The organism is Pseudoxanthomonas japonensis (assembly GCF_043632995.1).
In the GTDB taxonomy this organism is placed as follows: Bacteria; Pseudomonadota; Gammaproteobacteria; order Xanthomonadales; family Xanthomonadaceae; genus Pseudoxanthomonas_A; species Pseudoxanthomonas_A japonensis.
This window is the reverse complement of the sequence record NZ_CP171632.1, coordinates 462,466-487,397: the sequence shown is the minus strand read 5'-3', so window position 1 is coordinate 487,397 and position 24,932 is coordinate 462,466. Positions and strand designations below refer to the sequence as shown.

At 68.7% G+C, this 24,932-nt stretch carries 22 protein-coding genes; 15 read left to right on the top strand and 7 right to left on the bottom strand.

All coding sequences use genetic code 11. The annotated features are described in order from the left end of the window. The first annotated feature begins 87 nt into the window (after nt 1–87). The 6 genes from ACGHX3_RS02145 to ACGHX3_RS02120 are packed head-to-tail and all read left to right on the top strand — an operon-like array spanning nt 88 to nt 6,319. On the top strand, nt 88–987 hold the full coding sequence (locus ACGHX3_RS02145) for a lauroyl acyltransferase (RefSeq protein WP_394696234.1): 900 nt from the start codon (nt 88–90) through the stop codon (nt 985–987). Between the two features lie 22 nt (nt 988–1,009). Beyond that, nucleotides 1,010–2,470 (top strand): tetratricopeptide repeat protein, encoded by a 1,461-nt coding sequence (locus tag ACGHX3_RS02140; protein WP_394696233.1) that lies wholly within the window; start codon nt 1,010–1,012, stop codon nt 2,468–2,470. Then, a complete protein-coding gene (locus tag ACGHX3_RS02135; protein WP_394696232.1) occupies nt 2,467–2,961 on the top strand; it encodes a PH domain-containing protein in 495 nt (164 codons plus the stop codon). Before ACGHX3_RS02140 ends, ACGHX3_RS02135 begins: the two co-directional genes overlap by 4 nt. Next, nucleotides 2,961–4,493 carry a PH domain-containing protein gene (locus tag ACGHX3_RS02130; RefSeq protein WP_394696231.1) on the top strand — a complete coding sequence of 511 codons (1,533 nt, stop codon included), beginning with the start codon at nt 2,961–2,963 and terminating at the stop codon, nt 4,491–4,493. Before ACGHX3_RS02135 ends, ACGHX3_RS02130 begins: the two co-directional genes overlap by 1 nt. Nucleotides 4,494–4,520: 27 nt before the next feature. After that, nucleotides 4,521–5,276 (top strand): glycosyltransferase family 2 protein, encoded by a 756-nt coding sequence (locus ACGHX3_RS02125; RefSeq protein ID WP_394696230.1) that lies wholly within the window; start codon nt 4,521–4,523, stop codon nt 5,274–5,276. Continuing rightward, on the top strand, nt 5,273–6,319 hold the full coding sequence (locus tag ACGHX3_RS02120) for a glycosyltransferase family 9 protein (RefSeq protein ID WP_394696229.1): 1,047 nt from the start codon (nt 5,273–5,275) through the stop codon (nt 6,317–6,319). The genes ACGHX3_RS02125 and ACGHX3_RS02120 overlap by 4 nt, the downstream gene beginning before the upstream one ends. Nucleotides 6,320–6,324: 5 nt before the next feature. Here the strand turns inward: ACGHX3_RS02120 and ACGHX3_RS02115 are convergent, their stop codons facing one another. Together ACGHX3_RS02115 and ACGHX3_RS02110 are read right to left on the bottom strand one after the other, a co-directional pair. Continuing rightward, complete coding sequence (locus tag ACGHX3_RS02115; RefSeq protein WP_213604353.1) at nt 6,325–7,155, bottom strand: glycosyltransferase family 2 protein; 831 nt, start codon at nt 7,153–7,155, stop codon at nt 6,325–6,327. A 100-nt stretch (nt 7,156–7,255) separates the two neighbouring features. Continuing rightward, entirely contained in the window at nt 7,256–8,320 is a 1,065-nt protein-coding gene (locus ACGHX3_RS02110; protein WP_394697218.1) for a CDP-glycerol glycerophosphotransferase family protein, read from the bottom strand. 1 nt (nt 8,321) lies between these two features. On the opposite strand from ACGHX3_RS02110, the gene ACGHX3_RS02105 reads away from it, so the two are divergent. Continuing rightward, the gene (locus ACGHX3_RS02105; RefSeq protein ID WP_394696228.1) at nt 8,322–9,122 is read left to right on the top strand and encodes a glycosyltransferase family 2 protein; all 801 of its coding nucleotides are present in this window, start codon (nt 8,322–8,324) and stop codon (nt 9,120–9,122) included. 6 nt (nt 9,123–9,128) lie between these two features. Continuing rightward, a complete protein-coding gene (gene asnB / locus ACGHX3_RS02100; protein WP_394696227.1) occupies nt 9,129–11,024 on the top strand; it encodes an asparagine synthase (glutamine-hydrolyzing) in 1,896 nt (631 codons plus the stop codon). Nucleotides 11,025–11,103: 79 nt separating this feature from the next. Here asnB and ACGHX3_RS02095 read toward each other — a convergent pair whose 3' ends face one another. The 5 genes from ACGHX3_RS02095 to def all read right to left on the bottom strand — a co-directional run bounded on the left by ACGHX3_RS02095 (nt 11,104) and on the right by def (nt 16,538). Continuing rightward, the gene (locus tag ACGHX3_RS02095; RefSeq protein ID WP_394696226.1) at nt 11,104–12,165 is read right to left on the bottom strand and encodes a glycosyltransferase; all 1,062 of its coding nucleotides are present in this window, start codon (nt 12,163–12,165) and stop codon (nt 11,104–11,106) included. A gap of 107 nt (nt 12,166–12,272) precedes the next feature. Beyond that, nucleotides 12,273–13,484 (bottom strand): O-antigen ligase family protein, encoded by a 1,212-nt coding sequence (locus ACGHX3_RS02090; protein WP_394696225.1) that lies wholly within the window; start codon nt 13,482–13,484, stop codon nt 12,273–12,275. Between the two features lie 255 nt (nt 13,485–13,739). Then, complete coding sequence (gene rsmB, locus ACGHX3_RS02085; RefSeq protein ID WP_394697217.1) at nt 13,740–15,002, bottom strand: 16S rRNA (cytosine(967)-C(5))-methyltransferase RsmB; 1,263 nt, start codon at nt 15,000–15,002, stop codon at nt 13,740–13,742. Nucleotides 15,003–15,031: 29 nt separating this feature from the next. Continuing rightward, entirely contained in the window at nt 15,032–15,952 is a 921-nt protein-coding gene (gene fmt, locus ACGHX3_RS02080; protein WP_394696224.1) for a methionyl-tRNA formyltransferase, read from the bottom strand. Between the two features lie 73 nt (nt 15,953–16,025). Then, nucleotides 16,026–16,538 (bottom strand): peptide deformylase, encoded by a 513-nt coding sequence (gene def, locus ACGHX3_RS02075; protein WP_213604365.1) that lies wholly within the window; start codon nt 16,536–16,538, stop codon nt 16,026–16,028. 132 nt (nt 16,539–16,670) lie between these two features. Between def and ACGHX3_RS02070 the strand changes: the two genes are divergently transcribed. The 7 genes from ACGHX3_RS02070 to ACGHX3_RS02040 all read left to right on the top strand — a co-directional run bounded on the left by ACGHX3_RS02070 (nt 16,671) and on the right by ACGHX3_RS02040 (nt 24,918). Next, a complete protein-coding gene (locus ACGHX3_RS02070) occupies nt 16,671–17,795 on the top strand; it encodes a LysM peptidoglycan-binding domain-containing protein (protein ID WP_213604367.1) in 1,125 nt (374 codons plus the stop codon). 77 nt (nt 17,796–17,872) lie between these two features. Further along, nucleotides 17,873–19,051 carry a DNA-processing protein DprA gene (gene dprA / locus ACGHX3_RS02065; protein ID WP_394696223.1) on the top strand — a complete coding sequence of 393 codons (1,179 nt, stop codon included), beginning with the start codon at nt 17,873–17,875 and terminating at the stop codon, nt 19,049–19,051. Next, the gene (locus ACGHX3_RS02060) at nt 19,048–19,521 is read left to right on the top strand and encodes a DUF494 family protein (protein WP_213604371.1); all 474 of its coding nucleotides are present in this window, start codon (nt 19,048–19,050) and stop codon (nt 19,519–19,521) included. The genes dprA and ACGHX3_RS02060 overlap by 4 nt, the downstream gene beginning before the upstream one ends. 26 nt (nt 19,522–19,547) lie before the next feature. Next, nucleotides 19,548–20,282 (top strand): GYF domain-containing protein, encoded by a 735-nt coding sequence (locus tag ACGHX3_RS02055; RefSeq protein WP_213604373.1) that lies wholly within the window; start codon nt 19,548–19,550, stop codon nt 20,280–20,282. Nucleotides 20,283–20,333: 51 nt separating this feature from the next. Further along, the gene (locus ACGHX3_RS02050) at nt 20,334–21,224 is read left to right on the top strand and encodes an RDD family protein (protein ID WP_394696222.1); all 891 of its coding nucleotides are present in this window, start codon (nt 20,334–20,336) and stop codon (nt 21,222–21,224) included. Beyond that, nucleotides 21,221–22,213, top strand: a complete 993-nt coding sequence (locus tag ACGHX3_RS02045) for an RDD family protein (protein ID WP_394696221.1) — start codon at nt 21,221–21,223, stop codon at nt 22,211–22,213. Before ACGHX3_RS02050 ends, ACGHX3_RS02045 begins: the two co-directional genes overlap by 4 nt. Nucleotides 22,214–22,419: 206 nt before the next feature. Then, the gene (locus ACGHX3_RS02040; protein ID WP_394696220.1) at nt 22,420–24,918 is read left to right on the top strand and encodes a DNA topoisomerase I; all 2,499 of its coding nucleotides are present in this window, start codon (nt 22,420–22,422) and stop codon (nt 24,916–24,918) included. Nucleotides 24,919–24,932 lie beyond the last annotated feature (14 nt).

The following is a 24,932-nucleotide window of genomic DNA, read 5'->3' as shown; positions in this document are numbered from 1 at the left end:
CAACGTTCCGGACGGGAAGGCGACAGGATAGCGGGCCCGGCAGGCCGCGCCAGCGGAAGCATCGCGCCGGTTGGCTACACTCGACGGATGAAACCGGACACCCTTGCCGCCCTCGGCTACCACGCTGCCGCCCTGCTCGGGCGCCTCCCCTGGTCCTGGTTGCGCGCGCTCGGCGACCTGATGGCATGGGCGTGGCGCAAGGCGGATGCGCGGGAGAGCCGGGTGACGCGGCGCAACCTCGAGATCGCCTACCCCGATCTGCTGCCCAGCCAGCGCGAGGACCTGCATCGCGCGATCCTCCGCACGACGGCCAGGCAGGCCCTGGAAACCCTCCGCTTCTGGACCCGCCCGCCCGCCGAGAACCTCGCCCACCTGCGCGAGCGCCACGGCGAGGCGCTGTATGACGCCGCGCTGGCCAGCGGCAAGGGCGTGATCGTCGCCGCGCCGCATTTTGGCAATTGGGAACTGCTCAACCAGTGGCTGGCATCGCGCGGCCCGCTGGCCATCGTCTATCGCCCACCAGCCTCGCCCGCGGGCGACGCCTTCCTGCTGCGCGTGCGGGGCGCCGACAACATCCGCCAGGTGCGCGCGGAAGGCCCGGCCGTGCGCCAGTTGTGGAAAGTGCTCAAGGAAGGCGGCGCGGTCGGCATCCTGCCGGACCAGCAGCCCAAGGCCGGCGACGGCGAGTTCGCACCGTTCTTTGGCAAGCAGGCGTTGACCATGACGCTGGTATCGCGGCTTGCCGAGCGCACCGGCGCGGTCGTCCTGTTCGCCTGGTGCGAACGGATCGGACCCGGGCCGGACTTCGCGCTGCACGTCGAACCCGCATCCCCGGCGATCGCGGATGCGGATCCGGTGGCAGCGGTCACCGCGCTCAACGAAACCGTCGAACGGATCGCGCGCCGCGATCCCGCGCAGTACCAGTGGACGTACAAACGCTATACGCTGCGGCCTGCGGGCAGCGGCGAGGACACACCCTACCGCTGAGGGGAACGGACAGGGGACGACGATGCGGATACGGGGATGGCTGACCGGGATGTTGGCTGGCGTGCTGGCGCTGCCGGCATGGGCGACACAGGACGTGTCCACGATGAACGACGTGTCGCGGACCTGGGAGCGCTACAGCGCCCTGAGCAGCCAGGACAAGATCGAGTCCGTGGACATGCTGTCGGCGTCCAGCCTGGCGCATGTAGGGTTTCTCCGCGACATGGCGCTGTATGCCTCGACCGAGCAGCTGCGCCGCCTGCCGGTCCTCGATCGCATCGTCGTCTACCTTCTGCGGGCCTCCCAGACCGACGACGCCCTGCAGGCCATGGACGCTCGCGCGGTTGCCACGCTGTGCGTGAGTCGCGGCTGGATCAATGTGCGGGCGCCCCAGGCGGGAATGGCGTTGCCTAGCCTGTCGCATGTCACCGTCCTGGGCGACCAGGCCATCGGGGAACTGAGCCCGCCGACGGAAACGCAATTCCATTTCGGGCCGGCGTTCGTTCGCGAAGACGGCCATTGGCGCTTCCTCTACATGTCGATGGTGGGTGATATGTCCACCGTCATGGACGAGCAGATCCGGCGTACCGGGATGAACGAATCCCGTGTGCTGGAAATGTCGATCTCCAATGCACTGAAAGGTCCGGCGCCCAGTCTGGCCACCCTGGACCGCGCGCCGCTGGACGACGCCGCCAGGCGGACACGGCTCAACGAGGCCTGGCCCGACTACGCCCAGTGGCTGCAGCTGCGCGTGCGTGCCATTTTCCGCAAGGCGGAGGATGGCGATGCGCTCGCGCAGTACGCCGCGGGCAGCATCACCTACGTGGGCGAGATGCCGGCCATCGCGCCCAAGGACGAAGCCGCCGGCCTGGCATGGTGGGAGAAGGCCAGCCAGAACGGACATGGCCTGGCGGCCTGGATGGCCTTCATGGCGATCACCGACGGCAAAGACGGGCAGACGGACGCGGCCGCGCTGCGCGCCCTGCCCCACCTGCAACGTGCGGCCGCCCAGGGCACGCCACCCGACGCGTTGCTGGCCCAGTCCAACTACTACCTGGATGGCATGGCCGGGCTGCCGCGCGATTGCAGGCAGGCCGCCGAGTGGGCCACGCGCGCCGAAGAAGCCGGCGTGGAAAGCGCGCGCAACGAGCGCGTCTGGATCTGGGCCACCTGCCCGGTGGACGGCCAGCGTGATCCTGCCCAGGCCCTGGCACTTGCGCAGTACATGATCGACCGCGAAGACACCCTGAAGTGGCATGAACTCGACACGGTGGCCGCAGCGCTGGCCGCCAACCGCGACTTCCCGCAGGCGGTCCGGTTCCAGCAGCTTGCCGTGACGAAGATGGGCGCGGATCCCGAGTACACGGGCCGCGACCGGACGGCGACGCTGAAGCGGATGAAGGCGCGCCTGAACCGCTATCGCGCCGGGCGCGACTATGTGCTCGACTACCGCATGATCGACGAACTCAGGACAGGCAAGCAGTGACATCCCCCGGCATTGATGCACCTTCGACCGACGCGTGGCATGCCTTGCCCGGCCGCGGCGCCTGGCTGGCCGCACTCGGCGGGGCGGCGCTGCTGTTCCCGCTCGGTTTCCCGGTGTTCTTCATTTCCCGGTCGACGGATATCGTGTCGCCCTGGCTGGCGGTGCCGGTCGCGGCCATCGTCGGGGCCGCTGTGGGCGCCTGGGTCGCCGTCAAGCGCCACCGGCGCACGCGCTGGCGCCTCGACGACCGCGGCTTCGCCGTGCGCCGCGGCAACTGGTGGCAGAGCGAAACGCACGTGCCGATCTCGCGCGTGCAACATCTCGACCTGAAGCGCGGGCCGCTGGAGCGCAGCGCCGGGCTGTCCACGCTGGTCGTGCACACGGCCGGCACGCGCATGGCCGCCGTCAGCGTCTCGGGCCTGGATGCGGACGATGCGGAGCGGCTGCGTGAGCGGCTGGCGACCCGGGTCGACCACGACGACGCCCTGTGATGGACGATACACGCCAAGCTGCGCCTTCCGACGAACGCCGCCTGCATCCCTGGTCGTGGCTGTTCGTGCTGTTGCAGCAGCTGAAGCAGTTCATCTTCCCGCTGGTCGCGCTGGTGGTGTTCGGCGCGCGCAGGAGCAGTGGCGACGGCGAGCTGTGGGCCTCGCTCGCACCCGTCATCGGCATAACGGTGCTGGTGGTGCTGGCCATCCTGCAGTACTTCACGTATCGCTACACGATCGGGCGCGACGGACTGACCGTGCGCGAAGGGTTGCTGCACCGCTCGCGCCGCGAGATCCCGTTCTCGCGCATCCACAACGTGGTCGTGCACCAGTCGCTGCTGCACCGCGTGTTCGGCGTGGCCGAAGTCAGGCTGGAATCGGCCGGCGGCACCAAGCCGGAGGCGCAGATGCGCGTGCTCGGCCTGCACGATGCGCTGGCACTGGAAGACCTGGTGCGCCACCAGGCGCACGGAACCGCACCGGTTGCCTCCGGGCAGGAAGCGGCGCCGCGCGACGAAGGCACCACACTGCTGTCGTTGTCGACGATGGAAGTCCTGCGGCTGGGCCTGATCTCCAATCGCGGCATGATCGTGGTGGCCGCCGGCTTCGGTGCTGCGTGGCAGATCCTGCCCGAGAACATGATGGCGCAGTTCTTCCGCCAGGGCGCGAAACAGGCCTATGGCTATGCCGAGGGCCTGCACCTGGGCTGGCTGACCGGCGCCGTCGGCGGCGTCGCCCTGATCGGTGTCGCGCTGGCGCTGGTGCGCCTGCTGTCCGTCGCGCTGGCGCTGTCGCAGTTCCATGGTTTCCGACTGACGGAGGAGCCGCGCCGCCTGATGGTGGAACGCGGCCTGTTCGCGCGCCTGCGCACCAGCGTGGCGCGTCGGCGCATCCAGGCGTGGACGCTGCACGAAGGCGTGCTGCATCGCTTGTTCGGGCGCCGCTCGCTGCGCATCGACACGGCGGTCGCCGAGAAATCGGGACAGCAGGACACGCGCGCACTGAAGGACGTCGCCCCCATCGCGCCACCCGAGGCCTGCGACGCGCTGATCTCCCACCTGTTGCCGCAGGCGCACTGGCCGCGCGACGACTGGCGGGCGGTCGATGCGTCCGCGCGCTGGCGCCTGTGGCTGCCTTCGCTCGCGTGGCTGCTGCCGGTGACGGCTCTGGTCGCCTGGCAGTTCGGTGCATGGGTGTGGTTGCCCGGGCTGGCGTGGATGCTCGCGGCCGCGTACGCCGCACGCCGGCAGGCGCATCGGATCGGATGGGCGCTGGACGACCACCTGGTCGCCGTGCGCAGCGGCTGGTGGTCCCGCTACTGGCGCTTCGCCGAGATCGACAAGCTGCAGGCGCTACGGCTGTCGCGTTCGCCGCTGGACCATCGCATGGGCACCGCGACGCTGTGGCTGGACACGGCCGGCGCGAGCGGCATGTCCGCGCCGCTGGCGCTGCGCTTCATCCCCGAGGCCGACGCCGTGGCCGTCCACGAACGACTGACCACGGCACTGGCACGGCGGCGCCTGCACTGGTGACCCGATGCTGATCCAGGTTCCGACTCCATGACCTCTCCGCTTCCCCTCTCCGCCGTCATCATCACCAGGAACGAGGCCGACCGGCTGGGCCGTTGCCTCGCTTCGGTGCGTGATGTGTGCAGCGAGATCCTGGTGCTGGACTGCGGATCCGACGACGGAACGGTCGCGTTGGCGCAGTCGTTCGGCGCGCGCGTCGAACACCAGGACTGGCTGGGTTTCGCAGAGCAGAAGAACGAAGCCATCCGCCGTGCCACGCAGCCCTGGCTGCTGCTGATGGACGCGGACGAGTGGCTCGCCGACGGCAGCGAGGCGGCGCTGCGCGCCCTGTTCGCCAGCGGTGCGGTCGAGCGGTCGGACGTGTGGAAGTTGAAGCGATGCAACTGGTTCCTGGGGCGCATGCTCAGCGGATTCGAGCGCACCGAGCGGCTGGTGCGGCCGGACCACCGCTACCTGCCGATGCGCGTGCACGAGAAACCCGACCTGTCCGGCAAGCGCGTGCAGGACTGCGACATCGTCATCGAGCACAACACGGCACGCACGCTGGACGCGCATCGTGCGAAGAACGCGCGCTACGCCCGCCTGTGGGCCGAGCAGCGTCATGCCGACGGCAAGCGCTGCTCCGCGCTCAGCCCATGGACCCACGCCACCGCGTACTGGCTGAAGATGTACCTGCTGCGCGCCGCCTGGCGCGATGGTCGCCAGGGCTGGTGGTTCCACGCCAGTCACGCGCAGGCCGTGCTCGACAAGTACCGCCACCTGCACGCATTGGGACGGACGCCGTGAGTGCGAGCGCCCGCCCGCTGATCGTGCGCTGTGGCGCCCTCGGCGACATGGTCATGCTGACCACGCTGATCCGCCTGCTGCATGCGCGTTACGGCCAGCGCGTCGACGTGCTGACCACCGGCGCATGGACGCCGCCCTTGCTGGCGCCCATGCCGGAAGTCGGCGAGATACATCTTGTCGCCAGCCGTAATACGCCCTACCTGCTGTGCCCGAGCCAGTGGAGCGCCGTCCGCTGGCTGCGCAGCCGGGGCCGTGGCCCCGTGTACGTGTGCGACACGGATGCGCCGACCCTGCGCCTGCTCGCGCGTGCCCCCCTGCATCCGGACGACGTCGTGCAGCGGCGCGCGGACGACGACGAGGAAAACGGCATCACCCGCCTGTGGCCGGACCGCTGGATTCGCGTCGGCATGCGGGATCCGGCCCAGCCGTATGCCACGGCACCGGTCGAACCCGCGGCGTTCCGGCTTCCATCGCTGCGCGTCACCGATCAGGACCGCCAGGACCTGGCGCACTGGCGTGCCACGCACGGACTGGAGGGAACATGCGTCCTGTTCCAGCCGGGCAACAAGCGCACCCACAAGCGCGGCAACGTGGCCACGGCATCGCACCCCAAGTACTGGCCGCCGTCCGCGTGGGCCGATGTGGCGGCGGCGGTCTGGCAGCGCTTCCCGCAGGCCCGCATCGTGCTGTGCGGATCGCCGGCCGAACAGGGCGTACTGGACGAGATAGCGGCAGCCACCGGACGCGACCCGCGACTGTACAACGCCGCCCGCGAATTGCCGGTACCGCGCCTGCTGGCGTTGCTGGAACAGGCACACAGCCTGGTCTCGGTGGACACCGGTCCGGCGCATGCGGCGGCGGCGCTGGGCTGCCCGCTGGTGGTGATGTTCGGGGCGGCGTCGCCGGCGAAATGGCGCCCGATCGGACCCGGTGCGATCACGGTACTGGGCGGCGAACGGGGTGAAGCCAGCCGTGTGCGCGACATCCCCGCGACCGACGTGATCGCCGCATGGTCGGCGCTGCCGGACCGCGACGCCGGCTGAGGCGTTCAGCCCGCCGGACTGCCGGCGGACTTGTCGATGCCGTACGGTGTCCAGGTGATGCGCTGCGCACGCGTCTGCGCACGGATGGCGAGGTTGCGCTCCACCGACTCGCGGGTCTTGTAGCCGCGCGCATGGTCCAGGTGCACGCAGACGGCACGGTGGCGGACCTGCTTGCCGCGGATGCCGTTGTTCTCCAGCCGCTCCCCCAGCTCGCGATCCGGCCCGCCGTACTTCATCCGCTCGTCGTAGCCGTTGATCGCCAGCAGGTCCGACTTCCAGGCCGATGAATTGCAGTTGTTGAACGTCGGCCGCGTGGTGGTGATGGTGTCCAGCAGCTTCGCCGTCACGGTACCGGCACCCAGCTTCAGCGTGTTCGACAGGCCGAGCCGATCCTGCGCGCGCAGCCAGCCGCGGTCGAAGGCGCGTCCGTCACGGATATCGTCGGGACCGATCGCCTTGCTGAGTTTCATGCTCAGCTTGCAGTAGCCGCCGGAGAGGAACCGGCCCGGCTCCGCCTGCTCGGCATGGACCTGCACGAAATCGCGCCGCGGGATGCAGTCGCCGTCGGTGAACAGGAGGTAGTCGTGCCGCGCTTCCAGGATGGCCACGTTGAGGATTTCCTGGCGCCGATAGCCCTCGTCTTCGTGCCAGACATGCCGCAGCGGCACCGGATAGTCGGCGGCGAACCGTTCCACCAGCGCGCGGGTCGATTCGCGCGACCCGTCGTCCGCCACGATCAGCTCGAAATCGCGCCAGGTCTGGCAGCGGTAGCCCAGCAGGACCTTTTCCAGCCACTCCTCGGCGTTGTAGGTACTGGCGATGACGGTGATCTTCATGGTGCCCCTCCACACATGCGCGGCGTCGACGCCCCCTCGACGTGTTCCCCCGCGGGATTGTGCCGCCAATGGATGACGACAGGAAGACGAACTTCGCGGCCTATCCGCGCGACAGGCCCCAGTACCCCAGTTCCCGGCGAATCTGCAGGCCGCGCAGCAACCTGCCTATCGGCTTGCGACCGAGCGCACCGAGCCGGCCGGCGATCAGCGCGTCGGTCGCCGCGATCACGCGACGCGAGGAAAGCCCGTCGCGGCGCGGATGGATCTCGTCGGCGTATGCCGCCAACGCATCGCGCAGCGCCTCGGACGGCTCGAACGCCTGCCGCAGCATCTCGCGCAGATCTCCCGGGTCTTCGAACTCCAGCATGTGCGGCTTCGGTGCGCGATTGCGGAACGTCACTACCGGCTTGCGCTGCACCACGAACTCGCTGACCACCGAGGTCGTGTCGGCCACCAGCACGTCGGCGGCGCGCTGCGCGCTGACCAGGTCGACGGCCTCGACGAATGCCGCGTTCGGCCCGCACAGGCTGCGATAGCGCGCGAACAACGCCTCCGGGCACTTGGGATGCAGGGTCAGCAGCCAGAAGCGCCGCCCGTCGGCCACGTCCGCCGCGATCGCATCGAACAGGTGCGGCGCCGCACTCAACCGCTCGGTGAACGTCGACGCGAACATCACCACCGGGCGACCGCCCGCGGCGGCACGCCAGGCATCGGCCATCGCGTCGTCGCCGCGGAACAGCGGATCCAGCTTCGGCCAGCCCGTCTCGACGACCTTGAAGTGACCCTCGCGCGCGGCCAGTGCAGCGAACGGCGCGGTGGTCGCCGGGCCCTGCGTGCAATACAGGTCGAACAGGCCGCGCACGCGGAAGTGCCCGCGTGCGGCGTCGCGCTTTTCCACGTTGAACCCATGGAAGAGCTGCACCTTCGCGCCGGACACGAAGGTCGGCACCCAGTTGGCGGCGCTGAATATGGCCCGGGGTCGCAACGCCACCGCCGCACGCGCGTCGGCGACGGGCCGCACGTCGCCGCGCAGCGCCGTGCCTCGCGCGCCATCGACCAGCCAGGCGTGCACACCGTGGCCAGCGTCTTGCAGCGCATCGGCGAGCGGCTGCAAGATGGGCAGCGCATAGCGCTCCGTCCCGAACAACAGGTACTCCGCCATCAACGTGTCCTCATCCCGCCCGCCTGCGATCTCGGCGTGCATTATCGCGTTCAACGAGGCCGACCGCATCGGGGACTGCCTGGCGTCGCTGGCCTTCTGCGATGAGATCGTGGTGGTGGATTCGTATTCCACCGATGCGACCGTGGCCATTGCACAGGCGATGGGCGCACGCGTGCTGCAGCGGCCGTTCGACGGGTTCCGCAGCCAGAAGCAGTATGCGGTCGAGCAGGCCCGGCACGATTGGGTCTTGTGCCTGGACGCGGACGAACGGGTGGGCGAGACACTGAAGGCATCCATCCTGCAGGCGCGTGCGAACGGCTTCGGCATGGCGGCGGGCTTCCGCTTCGCCCGGCTGTCGGACTACTTCGGCCGCTTCCTGCGCCATGGCAATGCCTACCCCGATCGCGTGCTGCGGCTGTTCGACCGTCGACGCGGCGGCTGGCGCGGCACGCGCGAAGTGCACGAAGCGGCCTCGGTGGACGGTCCCGTGCAGCGTCTTGCCGGCGACCTGGTCCACTACCCCTACCGCTCGCTGGAACAGCAGTTGGCCAAGACGCAGCGTTACGCGCGGATGATGGCGGAGCACGACTTCGCCCGTGGCCGCCGCGCGACGCTGACCGCGCTGGTGCTGTCGCCCGCATGGCGCTTCTGGCGCGGCTATCTGCTGCGTGGCGGCTTCCGCGATGGCTGGCATGGGCTGGTCTACGCGTACGTGCGCGCCAACTATGTGCGGCAGAAGGCGATCATGCTGTGGATGCTGCAGCACGGACTTCCGGTGTCCACGCCCACGGCGACACAGGACTGACGCGCCATGTGCGGCATCGCAGGCGCCATCGCGCCCAACGCACGCCACGACGAACAGGCCCTGCATGGACTGGGCAACGCGATGGGCCTTGCCATCGCGCACCGAGGACCGGACGACGCCGGCACGTGGGCCGACGCGGAGGCCGGCGTGGTGCTGGCGCACCGGCGGCTCGCCATCGTGGACCTCAGCCCGGAAGGCCACCAGCCGATGGTGTCGGACGATGGGCGCTGGGTGATCGCCTTCAACGGCGAGGTCTACAACCACGCCGCCCTGCGCCGCGAACTCGCCGCGCAGGGACAGCGCTTTCGCGGCCACTCGGATACCGAGGTGCTGCTGGCCGCCATCGCCTGTTGGGGGGTCGAGGCGGCGCTGGCGCGAAGCAACGGCATGCTGGCCCTGGCCGCATGGGACCGGCGCGCGCGCACGCTCTGGCTGGCGCGCGACCGCGTGGGGAAGAAGCCGCTGTACTACGGCTGGACAAGTGACGGCACGTTCCTGTTCGGCAGTGAACTGGCCGCCTTGCGCGCCTGCCCATCGCTGCAGGCGGAAGTCGATGCCGATGCGCTGGCGCTGCTGCTGCGGCTGGACTACATCCCGGCGCCGCATTGCATCCTCAAGGGCATTCGCAAGTTGCCGGCTGGCGCGCTGGTGCAGATCGACAGCACGCACGTGGCGACGCGCACGCTGCCCGACACGTCTCGCTGGTGGGATGCACGGGCACGTCAGGACGATGCGATCCGGACAGGGTTCGATGGCGACGAAGCCGCCGCCCTTGAGGCACTGGACGGCGTACTGCGCGATGCCGTGGCGCTGCGCATGGAGGCGGACGTGCCGCTGGGTGCGTTCCTTTCAGGCGGCACGGACTCTTCGCTGGTCACCGCGCTGATGCAGGCGCAGTCCACGCGCCCGGTCCGCAGCTTCTCCATCGGCTTCGACAATGCGGTGCACGACGAGAGCGCGCATGCCGCCGAGGTGGCGCGTCACCTCGGCACCGATCACACCGAATTGCGCGCAGACGGCCACGCGGCACTCGACCTGGTGCCGGCCATCGCGCGCATCTACGACGAACCCTTCGCGGATTCTTCGCAACTTCCTACCGCCCTGCTGTGCCAGCTGGCACGCCGACACGTCACGGTGGCCTTGTCGGGCGACGGCGGTGATGAACTGTTTTTCGGTTACGGCCGCTATGTCCGCGCCCTGCGCAACGACGCGCGACTCGAACGCCTCCCGCGCCGCCTGCTGTCCCGGTTGGCCGGCGAACCAGGCGAGCGCGCGCGGTTGGGTGGATTGCCCGCACTGCGGGCGGAACTGGCGACGCGCAACCTGCAGGAGGTCGCTCGCCACCGGATAAGCCGCTGGCGGCAACCGGAGCGCGTCGTACGCCAGGCACGCCCATGCACCACCGCCTACGACGACCCCGCCGCGCTGCTCCGCCACGGCACGCCGGCCGACCAGCTGATGGCGATGGACTTCGCCTGCTATCTGCCCGAGGACATCCTCACCAAGGTCGACCGTGCCAGCATGGCCGTCGCGCTTGAGGCGCGTGCGCCCTTGCTGGACTGGCGCGCGGTGGAGCTGGCTTGGTCCTTGCCGCTCTCCCTGAAGTACCGCCATGGCGAACTGAAGTATCTGCCGAAGAAACTACTCTCCCGCTACCTGCCCGCGCCGCTGGTCTACCGCGGAAAGTCCGGTTTCGGCGCGCCGGTCGGCGACTGGTTGCGCGGCCCCCTGCGCGAATGGGCCGAAGCCCAGCTGGAGGAGCAACGCCTGCGAGAGGACGGGCACTTCGATGCTGCCGCCATTCGCGGAATCTGGAAGGAGTTCCTCGCCGGTGAGCGCAAATGGCACACCCATCTGTGGAGTGTGCTGATGTTCCAGGCATGGTGGCGAGAGTGGCGCTAGGCGCGGTGGTCCTTTTCCGTTCCACCGGGTGGCGATGACCCGCCAGCGGTGGAAGCGCGGCATACGACGCGAACGAAACTCAAATCTCTGCGGACCGCGCCTCGACACCCAATGACCATTCTGTATTGCGTATCGGCGCAGGCAGTATGGGACGGGTATCCGAAGCACCGGCCAGGCCACGGACCGCATCCACCAGGCGTGAACGGAACGCCAGATCATTCTCGAGAAAGAAGCGGCGCGCCTCGGCCTGCATGTTCGCGCACTCCTCATCATTCAACGCGAGTGCGGATGCCACCGCGGCTTCAAGCGCCTCCGCTTCGACCAGATAACGCTGCGCCAGTTGCTGCCGGTCGGTACGCGCATACGGCATCAGGATGCCGCGCTCGGGAGTCACGAGTTCGTTCATCGGTTCGGCGTCGGTCGTCAGCACGATCGCGCCGACGCTAAGGGCTTCGACGATGTAGTGGCCGAAACCTTCGGTCTCGGAAGGACACACGTGGAACAGATTGGTGTTCTGGATCTCGCGCAATTCGGCATCGTCGAGATAGTCGACGCGGTGCACGATGTTCGCTGCCGCTGGCCGGAAATCCGCAATGCGCGGATGCTGCACGACGGTCAGCAAGGGCCACTCCGGATGCCGTGCCCAGGTCTCCAGCACCATCCGCGTGCGCTTGGCGCTGCTGCGTCCTGCCAGGTGCAGGAAGGTGCGCCGGCGCTCGACGCCAGGCAGGTGCCGGTCGCCGCTGGTGAAGCCGATCGGCGCCACATCACAACCGCGCGCCTCGAACAACCCTTCGGCGTGGCGGGTCTTGGTCATCACCCGGTCGATGTGGCGCAGCCGGCGCACGTCGCTTGGCAGGCACCATTCCGGATTGGGGATGAAGGCGTTCCGATCCGCCGCCTGCAGGTACTCGGGCTTCACGTGCTCGAGCATAATGTTCAGATCGTAGCGCTCGCGGCCAAGCAGGCGCCGCCCGCCGAACCGAGCCCGCTGCAGCCACGGCCCCAGCCATTTCCTCAGCTTGCCGCGGCCACGCGCCGGCTGGAGATGGACCTGCATCCCCGCTTCCCGCAACACGTGTTCGATGAGGCGCAGGTCACGGCTCAGACCGACGCCGTTGTCCCAACCGATCAGGTTCACGCGAGGCATAGAAAATGGGACGTGCGGGGGAGCGCCGATTCTAGGAAGCGGTTTCTGACTCGAATGTGAGAGCCGTCGGAGGCGACCGGAGGACATTCCGCCGCAGTTTATCTATGTGAATAGTCCCCGATCGATCGGTCCGCATCGCGCACCAGGGCGCCTCCCAGCAACAGCCCTCCGAACACGACAAAGGCACTGGTGCTGAGCCCATGGGCGAACATCGACTGCGTCAGCCCCGACACCACATAGGTCGCCACCAGCATGCCGACGGTCCATGCCGGTCCGATGGGGGCGTGGAGGCGATCGCGCCGGATCTGTCGCGCAGCCACCCACACGGGCGTCCCGTACAACATCGCCAGGCCGGCGATGCCGATCAGTCCCATCGTCGCGCCCCACTGCGCAACGTCGTTGTGCGCATGGCCGAGCCCGCAGAAGTGCCGTTGCGCGTCCTGGCAATAGGCGCTCGCATCGATGCGGTCGGCGAAGGTCCCGACCCCGGCCCCCGTCATGGGCGACGCGCGGAATGCGTCCCAGGCGACCGACAGCAACCCCATGCGCGCACTGATGGGTTGATCGACCTCACCGGCGGCGAAGCCGGACACATCGTCGTGCAGTTGGTCGAGCCGGAACTGGCCGGACAGCCACGGTATCGTCCACATGGCGGCAAACAACGCGGCGAGCAGGCAAGCTGCGCCTCCCAGACGCCACCAGCGGCGGCGGGCCGTGGTGCCGACCAGCAGCATCAGCATCACCAGCCCGAGCCCGGGTAGGACGCCGCGGCTGCCGCTGAGGATGACCACCACATTGGCCAGCACGATCACCACGGCCAGCAGCAGCCGCCAAGGCCATCCGTCACGGGCAGGGCGACAGAACACGGCGAGCACCAGCAGCGCCAGCACCGCATTGGCGAACACGATCGGGTTCGCATCGCTGCCGGCCCGTTCGACGCCCAGTGATACCTGTGCGATGGAGACGACGAAGGCGATCAACAGCCCCGTCAACGCGCCGTACCACAGGCCCGGCACGCGCATGCGCGTCGTCCATGCTAGCCACGCACACCACGGCAACAGCAACGCACGCGAAGGATTGTCCAGCACCGACAACGGCGCACCATCCCTCAACATCGAAACCGCCACGACCGCTATAACGCCCAGTGCGCCAGCCAACAGGACGTACAACGCGCGCGGCACGGGCCGCCCGCTGCGCCAGGCATCGGGCAACGCCAGCACGGTTGCAGCCAGCACCAGCACGGCGAATACCGAAAGGCCCTTCGGTACCACCAGCAACGCGGCGGCAAAGAATCCAGCAAGCCACGCCAACCCGCGCGCGACATCCTGTCGACGTGTACTTCTTCCCTGCATGTCCTAGGGTCCTGCGAATGGCAACAGCGCGATCATGAAAGCAGCGGGCCGGAAACTTCCTGAGTCAGGAAGTCTGCGCCATCCCCTCCCCCACCACGTCAACGTGGCGTGAACCGATGGCCTGCGGCGCGCGCGAAGTATGCCGCAGGCCAACCGCCTGCGAGCGCGCGTTAAAGTGAGACAGGATAGCGGCGCGGCATCCTGCGACGCGCCTCACGCTTTGCGCATCGACGCATAAAAGAAGCCGTCCATGTCCTGTTCGCCGGGCAGGCGCTGCCGTCCCGCGCCGTCCGCATGTCCGCAATGCTCTTCCAAGGACTCGATCCGTGCGTCGGGATGCCGCGCGCGGAATGCATCGATCTGCGCCGCGTTCTCCTTGCGCAGCAGCGAGCAGGTCGCGTACACCAATCTTCCCCCCGGGCGCAGCACGTGCCAGGCCGCCTCCAGCAGGCGCGCCTGCAGGGCGGTCAGCGCCACCAGGTCTTCGGGGCGCCGGTGCAGCAGCACGTCCGGCTGCCGGCGCACGATGCCGGTCGCCGAGCAGGGCGCATCCAGCAGCACCGCATCGAACGGCTGCCCGTCCCACCAGCCGGCGGTGTCCGCGGCATCGGCGGCGCGCAGTTGCGCATCCACCCCCACGCGCTGCAGCGTTTCGTGTACGCGCTGCAGCCGCCGCTCGTCGACATCCAGCGCCAGTACCTGCAGCGTCGGGTCGCGTTCGAGCAGATGCGCGGTCTTGCCTCCTGGCGCCGCGCACAGGTCGAGCACGCGCGCACCCTGCGGAAGATCGCGGAACAGATCGGCGACGCACTGCGCCGCTCCGTCCTGCACGGAGACATCGCCATCGCTGAATCCCGGCAAGGCGGTCGCTGCGACCGGCGCATCCAGCACCAGGGCATCCGCCAAGCCGTCCGCGGGAGTGGCGACGATGCCCGCCTGCTGCAGACGCTCCCGATAGGCGTCACGGCCATGTCGCTGCCGGTTGACCCGCAACCACAACGGCGCCTCCTGCTGGCTGGCGGCAAAGATCGCGTCGGCCTGCAACGGCCAGTCCTCGCGCACCTGCTGCCTCAGCCACGCGGGCCACAGGGCATCTGCAGGCGCCGTCGGCAGGCCCTCCCTCTGCGCGCGTCTCAGCAGTGCATTGACCAGTTTGTCCTGATGCGGGCGCCCCAGCGCACGGACCGCCTCGACGGTCGCCGACAGGGCAGCATGGGCCGGCAACTCCATGACCACCAGTTGCGCGAAGCCGACATGCAGCAGCGCGCGCAGTTCGTTGTCGGCGCGCCCCAGCGGCCGTGGCATCCAGGCTGCGAGCGCGGCCTCGCTGCGGGCACGCGAACGCAGCACCGCGAAGCAGATCGCCTCGAGCAATGCGCGATCGCGCGGGTCTTCGATCCGGGGCAGGTTCGCCGCCAGTTCGGCCTTCAGCGAACGGCTGCGGTACATCACGGCGTCCACCACCCGCGCCGCCATCACCCGCACGGCCACGCCGGCCTGCGTGGTCACGACGACACCAGGTCGCGCCTTGCGTTGAGATAGTCGGCGGCGGTGATCGCCTTGCCGCCCTCGCGCTGGACCACGCGCAGGCGCAGCACGCCGGCCCCGCAGGCGATGTCGAGCCCTTGCCGGCTGGCGGCCAACAGCGTGCCCGGTGCCGCCGCATGCGCCTGCTCGACCGCCACCGCGCCATGGATGCGCAGGCGCTCGCCGGCGACCTGCGCTTCGGCGACTGGCCACGGATTGAAGGCACGGACCTTGCGCGCAAGCACCTCGGCCGGCTGCGCCCAGTCCAGCTTCGCCTCCGCCTTGTCCAGCTTGTGCGCATACTCGACGCCCACCTCCGGCTGTGGGTGCGGAGGGAGCCTCACGCCGGCGCGCAGCAGGCCCAGCGCATCGCGCAGCACCTGCGCACCAAGGTCGGAGAGACGGTCGTGCAACTGGCCGCCGGTGTCGTCCGGCCCGATCGGCAGGCTTTGCGCCAGCAGCACCGGTCCGGTGTCCAGGCCGGCTTCCATCTGCATCAGGCAGACGCCGGTTTCATCGTCGCCCGCTTCGATCGCGCGCTGGATCGGCGCCGCGCCACGCCAGCGCGGCAGCAGCGAGGCGTGCACGTTCCAGCAGCCGTACTGCGGAATGTCGAGCACCGCCTGCGGCAGGATCAGGCCGTAGGCCACCACGATCATCACGTCCGGCTGCATCTCGCGCAGCGCATCCTGGGTGGACTTCTTCTTCAACGACACCGGCTGCAATACCGGAATGCCGCGCTGGATCGCCTCCAGCTTCACCGGCGAGGGCGTCAGGCCACGCCCGCGGCCGGCCGGCCGGTCGGGCTGGGTGTAGACCGCGACGACTTCATGGTGGGCATGGGCCGCGCGCAGGCAGGGAACGGCAAAAGCCGGCGTGCCGGCGAAGACGATTCTCATGGGGACCGATATGAGTAGGGGAAGGACGGAACCGGCGGGAGCATCCCGTACGCCCGGTTCCGCGGCGCGGCGATCAGGCCACGTGCTTGCGTTGCTTGGCCAGCTTCTTGCGCACCATTTCGCGCTTCAGCGGCGAGAGGTAGTCGACGAACAGCTTGCCGTCCAGGTGGTCCATCTCGTGCTGGATGCACACCGCCAGCAGACCGTCGGCGCGCAGTTCCTGCGGCTGGCCCTGGCGGTCGAGGAAACGCACGGTGATCTCATCGGCGCGGGTGACGTCGGCAAAGATGCCGGGGACCGACAGGCAGCCTTCCTGGTATACCTGCTCGCCTGCCTTGTCGCTCAACTCGGGGTTGATGAAGACCTGCGGCTGGTTCTTCTCTTCGCTGATGTCGATCACCATGAAACGCTGGTGCACGTCCACCTGGCTGGCGGCCAGGCCTATGCCGGGCGCGTCGTACATGGTCTCGAACATGTCGTCGAGCAGGCGCTGGAATGCGGGCGTCGTCACATGACCGGCGTCGACCGGCACCGCCTTCGTGCGCAGGCGCGGATCGGGGAATTCGAGGATGGGGAGCAGGGCCATGGTACGTCTCGGGGTGGGGGCGCCAGTGGAATCCGGCAAGGCCTCACGAATTCTAACGCGGGCGCTTGCGTTGCGCCGGGTTTTCTGGACTATAGTGCTGACCACCTGTCGGGGAATCAGGTAGATACCGCCATGTTTAAATGTTTTCGTACGGTTTTCGCCGTTGCGGTGCTGACCGTCGGCACCTACGCGGCTGCCGCCGAGATGGCGGAACGCCATCCTGATACCTATGTGGTCAAGCGTGGCGACACGCTGTGGGACATCTCGGCCCGCTTCCTGAAGAAGCCGTGGCTGTGGCCGGAGATCTGGCAGGCCAACCCGCAGATCCAGAACCCGCACCTGATCTATCCGGGCGACGTGATCAGCCTGGCCTACCTGGACCGCGTCGCGGTACAGCCGGGTCCGCGCCAGGAAGCGCCGCTCAACGCCATTCCGCTGTCCGACATCGAGGCCTACCTGAAGGACCGCCGCGTCGTCGACAGCTTCGAGCACCTCCCGCACGTGGCGGCGCTGGAAGAGGACCGCCTGCGCGGTTCCGGCGGCCACAACATCTACGTGCGCGGCCTCGACGGCGCGCAGGCCGGCCAGCGCTTCCTGGTCGTCCGTCCGACCGCCCGGTTCACCGACAACCCGCGCGCCCAGGACCTGGACTTCCGCGGCAAGACCATCCGCGGCGAGATCGACCAGTGGAAGGACATCGTCGAGCAGACGGGCAAGGGCGCGTTCCTCGGCTACGAACTGGCCAAGGTCAACGTGGCCACCTTCACCCGCGGCGTCGTGCCGGGCACCGAGGTCAGCACGCTGGTCGCCGACATCGGCGGTCACGAAGTGCGCGTCGGCGACCGCCTGATCCCGGTCGATGCCCAGCCTTACGACCTGCACTTCTTCCCGCATGCGCCCGCCGCCGATCCGGCCGGCAAGCTGCGCGTGCTGGCCGTGGCCGACGCCCTGACCTCGGGCGGCACGCGCGACGTGATCGCCATTTCCGGTGGTCGCCTGGACGGCGTGGACAACGGCACGGTGTTCTCGGTCTGGCGCAATGGCAGCCACACCGCCAACCGCATGGCGCATCCCGGTTCTTCCCGCATCAGTGAATCGACGAAGTCGGGCGCCGGCCGCGTCAGCCTGCCGGACGAGTACGCCAGCCATGCGATGGTGTTCCGCACCTTCGACAAGGTCAGCTATGCGCTGGTGATGGAAAGCGTGGACGCCACCCGCGTCGGTTACGAACTGAAGCACCCCGACGCGACCTACTGACGCAGGTCAGGCAACTCCTACGCAACACCGCGACGGCGCCCGAGGGCGCCGTCGCCGTATGCGGCCTACGCTGGCGCATGCCCAACGAAGACCTGATCGCACTGGCCCGGCTCGTCCTGGCCGGTGGTCCCGTCCTGCCCCGCCGCCGTCTGCTGGAGCGGCATGCGGCGCCAGCCCTCGTGCTCGCCGCCGGCGCCGGCGCCTGGCGGGCGGAGGGACTGGACGCCACCCAGATCGCGCGCCTCCAAGGCGGGGATACCGAGGGTGCGCTGGCGCGCACGCGACACTGGCTGGAGGAACCGGGCCACCACCTCATCGGCTGGCACGATGCGGACTACCCGGCCCAGTTGCGGGCGATGCCCAGCCCACCGCTCGCGCTGTTCGTCGATGGCGATCCCACCCTGCTCTGGCGTCCCGCCGTCGCCATCGTCGGCAGCCGCAGCCCGACCAGCGGTGGCCGCGACAATGCGCATTACTTCGCGCGCGCGTTCGCTTCGGCCGGGATCGTCGTGGTCAGCGGCATGGCGCGGGGCATCGATGCGGCCGCCCACGAAGCCGCCTTGGCCGCCGGCAGCGGCACGACGGTGGCGGTGGTGGGCACGGGCCCCGACATCGCCTACCCGCCCGCCCACGACCGCCTTCGCGACCGGCTGGCCATGCAGGGGGCCGTGGTCAGCGAGCACCCGCCCGGCACGCCCGCGGTGCGCAGCCACTTCCCGGCGCGCAACCGGATCCTCGCCGGACTGGCGCTGGGCACACTGGTCGTGGAAGCGGCAGAGCAGTCCGGTGCGCTGATCACCGCCCGGCAGGCCGGCGAAGCGGGACGCGAGGTCTTCGCCGTTCCCGGGTCGATCCACAACCCCAGGGCCCGTGGCTGCCATCGGCTGATCCGCGATGGCGCCGCGCTCGTGGAAGACCCCCGTGAGGTCGTCGACGGCCTCGCCCATCTGGCGGCCGACCTCGCCGACGCCCTGCGCGCGCGGCTGGGCGAGGCTGGATCGGGAGCGATCGCAGGCCCGGGAGAGACACCGCAGCGCCTGGACCCGGACTACCAGCGATTGTGGGAGGCACTCGGTCATGACCCAACAGGTATGGATCAGCTCGTCTCACGCACCCGATTGACGGCCGCGGAACTGTCCTCCATGCTGCTGGTCATGGAACTGGATGGCTTAGTAACGGCGGAACACGGCCGATACCAGAGAAAGACCGGTTTCTTCACCTCCACAGCGTCGTTGACGCAGGCCGAGGGGCAATGAAAGAGAGCATCCTGGATGTACTGCTGTACCTGTTCGAACACTACTTCACCGAAGATGCGGACCCTGTCCGCGACCGCGACTCTCTCCAGAACGGCCTGATCCAGGCCGGCTTCAGCCCCACCGAGATCAGCAAGGCCTTCGACTGGCTGGACGCCCTGGCCGACCAGCGCCCCGCGGCATCCACGCCGCGCGCCGGTGGTCCGACCCGGGTGTTCCATGGGCCGGAACTCGAGAAGCTGGACGTCGAATGCCGCGGCTTCCTGCTGTTCCTGGAACAGCACGGTGTCCTCGACGCCGACCAGCGCGAACTGGTGCTGGACCGCGCGATGGCCCTGGACCAGGACGAGCTGGATCTGGACGACCTGAAGTGGGTCGTGCTGATGGTGCTGTTCAACCAGCCGGGTTCCGAAGCCGCGTACGCGTGGATGGAAACCCAGATGTTTGCCGACGAGCCCGAGCCGGTACACTGAGGCGTTGATCCGCTTCAGGGGGAAGCATGTCGGGTTGGTATTACGCCGACCGGAACCGTGAGCAGCACGGTCCGGTCTCGTCGGATGAGCTGGTCGCCCACTATCGTTTCGGACGCGTCGCGCTGGACAGCCTGGTCTGGCGCGAAGGCATGGCGCAGTGGCAGCCACTTCAGGATTTCGCCGACGAGATCGGCCTGAATCCCTCCCCCGTCGAGGCGGCCACCACGCCGCCCCCGGTCCCGCCCACGCCTTCCGCGCCCGCCGCCATCTCGCCGCAGGACCGCCTGGTGCGCACACCCGTGGCACCGGCACCCAAGCCACGCATGTCGGGTGGCAAGATCGCGCTGATCGTCATTGCCGTGCTGCTGGTGCCCTGCCTGGGCATCGGCGCGATCCTCGCCGCAATCTCGCTGCCCGCCTATCAGCAGTACACGCTGCGCACGAAGGTCACGCAGGCGATCACCGACAACGTCGGACTGCGCACCGACGTCAAAGCCTTCCTCGAGGCGGAAGGCCGCTGCCCGAGCAATGGCGAAGGCAACATCGGTACGCCCGAGCGCTACGCCAGCACCTACGTCACGCGCGCGACCGTCGGCGAGTTCGACGACGGCACCTGCGGGTTCGAGCTGGAGTTCGGCAACACCGGCAACGCGGAGATCGACGGCCGCAAACTGTGGTGGGACCTGGGCAGCGACAACAGCGAGTGGCACTGCTCGTCGGAGATCGAGGACAAGTGGCTGCCGCTGGACTGCCGCGGCTGAACAACGTCAGCGTGGCGACGCGGGCCACGCTTTTCATCGGGGAATGATGCAATGACGCAGTGGTACTACGCCGACGCCAGCGGGCATCGGCAGGGGCCGTTCTCGGCCGAGGAACTGGAAGGTCACGTGCGCCACGCGCGCCTGGGTGCGGCGTCGCTGGTGTGGCGCGAAGGGCTGCAGGACTGGCAGCCGCTGTCCACCGTGGCGGCGGAGCTCGGCCTGCCACTCGACGCGCCGGCCGCGCCCGCCATGGACGCCGTCGTGCCGGCGGCGGACGCGCCCTACACGCCGCCGACCGCCGACCTCGCTTCGTTCCAGCCGGTGGTCGCCGGCCACATCGTGCACGGCGGCCTGTGGAAGCGCTTCGCCGCCAGCTTCATCGACGGCATCGTCACCACCGTTGTCAGCTACGCGCTGATGATCCCGCTGATGCTGATCGGTGTGGGCGTGATGGGCGCCGGCGGCTCCGACAATCCGTTCGCCACCGGGGCCGGCCTCGCCTCGATGCTGGCGATCTATCCGATCCTGTTCCTCGCGCCGTGCGTCTACTTCGGCTGGATGCAGTCCTCCTCGCTGCAGGCCAGCCTGGGCAAGCTGGCGGTGGGCATCAAGGTGGCGCGTACCGACGGGCAGCGGATGAGTTTCTGGCGCGGCTTCCTGCGCTCGCTGGCCTACCTGGTCTTCACCATGGTCACCTGCGGCCTGGGCGTGCTGATTTCCGGCCTGATGGTGGCGTTCACCGACCGCAAGCAGGCACTGCACGACATGCTCTGCGACACGCTGGTGGTCGACAAGTGGGCCTTCACCGCATTCCCCGAGCGGCAGCGCGATGAGCTGGGCGTGGTCACCATCGTCATCCTGGTGCTGGCCGGGCTGATGATCTTCGGCAGCCTGGCGATCTACGGCGTCATGGGAGCGCTGATGATGAAGGGGCTGTCATGAGCCAGTGGTACTACGTCGACGCGCACCAGCAGCGCCACGGTCCGGTCGACCCCGGCAGGGTCGCCGACCTCTTCCGCGACGGCACCCTCACGCGCACATCGCTGGTCTGGCGCGAAGGCATGCAGGAGTGGACCGCACTGATCAACGTGGCACCGGAGTTGCGGCTGGACATGACGCCGCCGCTTCCGCCCGTGCCCGAGACGACCGACGCACCGGTAACGGCCACGGCCGAGGAAGTCCGCCCGCTCACGGGCCGCGCCGTGTTCACGGCAAGCGAGCCCACCTACGCACCCGCCGCCGCGCCGGTCGCGCGTCCGGACGCCACGGTCACGACCGGCGACTCTCCCTACGCCGCACCGCACGCGGACATCGGCGCCCATGCCTATGCCCCCGCGGTGCGTGAGGGACACGTGGTCTACGCGGGCTTCTGGAAACGGGTGGCGGCCTGCCTCATCGACGGCTTCGCCCTCGGCATTCCGGTCGCCATCATCGTGACGATCGTCGGCGGCCTGCTGGGCTGGGGAAGCAGCTTCAGCGGCACCTTGTTGGGACGCAGCCAGTTCAATCCGGCCGAGACCGTCATGTCCTGGGTGTTGAGCGCGCTGGTGTTCGCCTGGTTCCATTCCAGCGCCGGCCTGTTGGCGACGCCCGGCAAGCTGGCCATCGGCATCAAGGTGGTCCGCACCGACGGCGGCCGGATCAGTTTCCTGCGCGGCTTCGCGCGCTACTGGGCGTACATGCTCAGCAGCCTTCTGTTGTGCATCGGCCTGCTGATGGCCGCCTTCACCGGCCGCAAGCAGGGCCTGCACGATTTCATGTGCGACACCCTGGTGGTCGACAAGTGGGCCTTCACGTCCCACCCGGAGCGGCAGCGCGATGAACTGGGCACGGTGGCCGTGGTCGTGCTGGTCCTGGGCGGCCTGCTGATCGTCGGCCTGCTCGTGCTCGCCGTGGCGGCCGGTTTCGCCATCGCCTCGATGGGCCGCTGAACCCGCCCCGGGGCGTGACCGGGGTCGCGGCCCCGGCGTCCGGCCCGGTACGGCGGCTTGACAGGCCGGCCCCGCCCGTGACACCACTATAAAAAGGAAATCTGAACGCCCGGGGCCCCCGCTCCGGGCGTCCGCTTCTCTGGCGCCCGCATCTGGGCCACCCTTGCCGGCCCCGGACGGCCCATCCGAACCCCTGAACCCCTGACATGCCCAAGCACCTGCTCATCGTCGAGTCGCCCGCCAAGGCCAAGACGATCAACAAATACCTCGGCAAGGACTTCACCGTCCTGGCGTCCTACGGCCACGTCCGTGACCTGGTGCCGAAGGAGGGGGCGGTGGACCCGGCCAACGGGTTCGCCATGCGCTACGACCTGATCGAGAAGAACGAAAAGCACGTCGATGCCATCGCCAAGGCCGCCAAGGGCGCCGACGACATCTTCCTGGCGACCGACCCGGACCGCGAAGGCGAGGCGATCAGCTGGCATATCGCAGAGATCCTCAAGGAGCGCGGCCTGCTGAAGGACAAGCCCCTGCACCGCGTGGTGTTCACCGAAATCACCCCGCGTGCCATCAAGGAAGCGATGACCCAGCCGCGCCAGATCGCCGGCGACCTGGTCGATGCCCAGCAGGCGCGCCGCGCGCTGGACTACCTGGTCGGCTTCAACCTGTCGCCGGTGCTGTGGCGCAAGGTGCAGCGCGGCCTGTCCGCCGGCCGCGTGCAGTCGCCGGCACTGCGCATGATCGTCGAGCGCGAGGAGGAGATCGAAGCCTTCGTCGCCCGCGAATACTGGAGCATCGAGGCCGAGTGCGCGCATCCGCGCCAGGCCTTCACCGCCAAGCTCACCAAGCTGGACGGCCAGAAGTTCGAGCAGTTCACCGTCACCGACGGCGACACCGCCGAGGCCGCCCGCCTGCGCATCCAGCAGGCTGCGCAGGGTGCGCTGCACGTCACCGACGTGACCAGCAAGGAACGCAAGCGCCGCCCGGCGCCGCCGTTCACCACCTCCACGCTGCAGCAGGAAGCCTCGCGCAAGCTCGGCTTCACCACCCGCAAGACCATGCAGGTGGCGCAGAAGCTGTACGAAGGCGTGGCCATCGGCGACGAAGGCACGGTCGGCCTGATCAGCTACATGCGTACCGACTCGGTCAGCCTGTCGCAGGATGCGCTGGCCGAGATCCGCGACGTTATCGCGCGCGACTACGGCACGCAGGCACTGCCGGACAAGCCGAACGTCTACGTCACCAAGTCGAAGAACGCGCAGGAAGCGCACGAAGCCGTCCGTCCGACCAGCGCACTGCGCACGCCCGCGCAGGTGGCCAAGTACCTGAGCGACGACGAGCGCAAGCTGTACGACCTGATCTGGAAGCGCGCCGTCGCCTGCCAGATGGTGCCGGCCACGCTCAACACCGTCAGCGTCGACCTGGCCGCCGGCAGCCAGCACAGCTTCCGCGCCAGCGGCACCACCGTGGTCGATCCCGGCTTCCTGGCCGTCTACGAGGAAGGCAAGGACCAGAAGAACGCCGAGGACGACGACGAAGGCCGCAAGCTGCCGCCGATGAAGCCCGGCGATTCGGTGCCGCTGGACCGCATCCACGCCGACCAGCATTTCACCCAGCCGCCGCCGCGCTTCACCGAAGCAGCGCTGGTCAAGGCGCTGGAGGAATACGGCATCGGCCGTCCCTCCACCTACGCCTCGATCATCCAGACGCTGATCTTCCGCAAGTACGTGGAAATGGAAGGCCGCGCGTTCAAGCCCAGCGACGTGGGCCGCGCCGTATCCAAGTTCCTGTCCGGCCATTTCACCCAATACGTCGACTACGACTTCACCGCCAAGCTGGAGGACGAGCTGGACGCCGTCTCCCGCGGCGAGGAAGAGTGGGTGCCGCTGATGGAGAAATTCTGGGGCCCGTTCAAGGAACTGGTGGACGAAAAGGCCGAGACGGTCGACCGCAGCGAAGCCACCGGCGCGCGCGAGCTCGGCACCGACGCCAAGTCCGGCAAGCCGGTCAGCGTGCGCCTGGGCCGCTACGGGCCGTATGCGCAGATCGGCGACAAGGACACCGACGAGAAGCTGGAGTTCGCCTCGCTGCGTCCCGGCCAGTCGATGCACACCATCACCCTGGAAGACGCGCTGGAGCTGTTCAAGCTGCCGCGCAAGCTGGGGCAGGACAAGGGCGAAGAGGTCAGCGTGGGTATCGGCCGCTTCGGTCCGTTCGCCAAGCGCGGCAGCGTGTATGCGTCGCTGAAGAAGGAAGACGACCCGTACACGATCGATCTGGCGCGCGCGGTGTTCCTGATCGAAGAGAAGGAAGAGATCGCGCGCAACCGCATCATCAAGGAATTCGACGGCAGCGACATCCAGGTGCTCAACGGCCGCTTCGGCCCGTACATCAGCGATGGCAAGCTCAACGGCAAGATCCCGAAGGAGCGCGAGCCCGCCTCGCTGACCTTCGAGGAAGTGCAGAAGCTGCTTGAGGAAACCGGCAAGCCGGTGCGCAAGGGCTTCGGCAAGAAGGCGCCCGCCAAGAAGGCCGCGGTGAAGAAGGAAGCCGCACCGAAGAAGGCCGCCGCCAAGAAAGCACCGGCCAAGAAGGCCGCGAAGAAAGCCGCCAAGAAGACCGCCACGAAGAAGGCCGCGACCAAGAAGACGACGGTGAAGAAGGCCGCCTCCAAGGTGGTTGCCGGAGACGACGCGCCCTTCTGATTCCACCCAGACGC

Excerpts from the sequence above, each read along its gene's own strand:
- ACGHX3_RS02145 (WP_394696234.1), top strand. The coding sequence starts at position 88 with ATGAAACCGGACACCCTTGCCGCCCTCGGCTACCACGCTGCCGCCCTG.
- ACGHX3_RS02140 (WP_394696233.1), top strand. The coding sequence starts at position 1,010 with ATGCGGATACGGGGATGGCTGACCGGGATGTTGGCTGGCGTGCTGGCG.
- ACGHX3_RS02130 (WP_394696231.1), top strand. The coding sequence starts at position 2,961 with ATGGACGATACACGCCAAGCTGCGCCTTCCGACGAACGCCGCCTGCAT.
- ACGHX3_RS02125 (WP_394696230.1), top strand. The coding sequence starts at position 4,521 with ATGACCTCTCCGCTTCCCCTCTCCGCCGTCATCATCACCAGGAACGAG.
- ACGHX3_RS02115 (WP_213604353.1), bottom strand. The coding sequence starts at position 7,155 with ATGAAGATCACCGTCATCGCCAGTACCTACAACGCCGAGGAGTGGCTG.
- asnB (WP_394696227.1), top strand. The coding sequence starts at position 9,129 with ATGTGCGGCATCGCAGGCGCCATCGCGCCCAACGCACGCCACGACGAA.
- rsmB (WP_394697217.1), bottom strand. The coding sequence starts at position 15,002 with ATGGCGGCGCGGGTGGTGGACGCCGTGATGTACCGCAGCCGTTCGCTG.
- fmt (WP_394696224.1), bottom strand. The coding sequence starts at position 15,952 with ATGAGAATCGTCTTCGCCGGCACGCCGGCTTTTGCCGTTCCCTGCCTG.
- def (WP_213604365.1), bottom strand. The coding sequence starts at position 16,538 with ATGGCCCTGCTCCCCATCCTCGAATTCCCCGATCCGCGCCTGCGCACG.
- ACGHX3_RS02070 (WP_213604367.1), top strand. The coding sequence starts at position 16,671 with ATGTTTAAATGTTTTCGTACGGTTTTCGCCGTTGCGGTGCTGACCGTC.
- dprA (WP_394696223.1), top strand. The coding sequence starts at position 17,873 with ATGCCCAACGAAGACCTGATCGCACTGGCCCGGCTCGTCCTGGCCGGT.
- ACGHX3_RS02060 (WP_213604371.1), top strand. The coding sequence starts at position 19,048 with ATGAAAGAGAGCATCCTGGATGTACTGCTGTACCTGTTCGAACACTAC.
- ACGHX3_RS02055 (WP_213604373.1), top strand. The coding sequence starts at position 19,548 with ATGTCGGGTTGGTATTACGCCGACCGGAACCGTGAGCAGCACGGTCCG.
- ACGHX3_RS02050 (WP_394696222.1), top strand. The coding sequence starts at position 20,334 with ATGACGCAGTGGTACTACGCCGACGCCAGCGGGCATCGGCAGGGGCCG.
- ACGHX3_RS02045 (WP_394696221.1), top strand. The coding sequence starts at position 21,221 with ATGAGCCAGTGGTACTACGTCGACGCGCACCAGCAGCGCCACGGTCCG.
- ACGHX3_RS02040 (WP_394696220.1), top strand. The coding sequence starts at position 22,420 with ATGCCCAAGCACCTGCTCATCGTCGAGTCGCCCGCCAAGGCCAAGACG.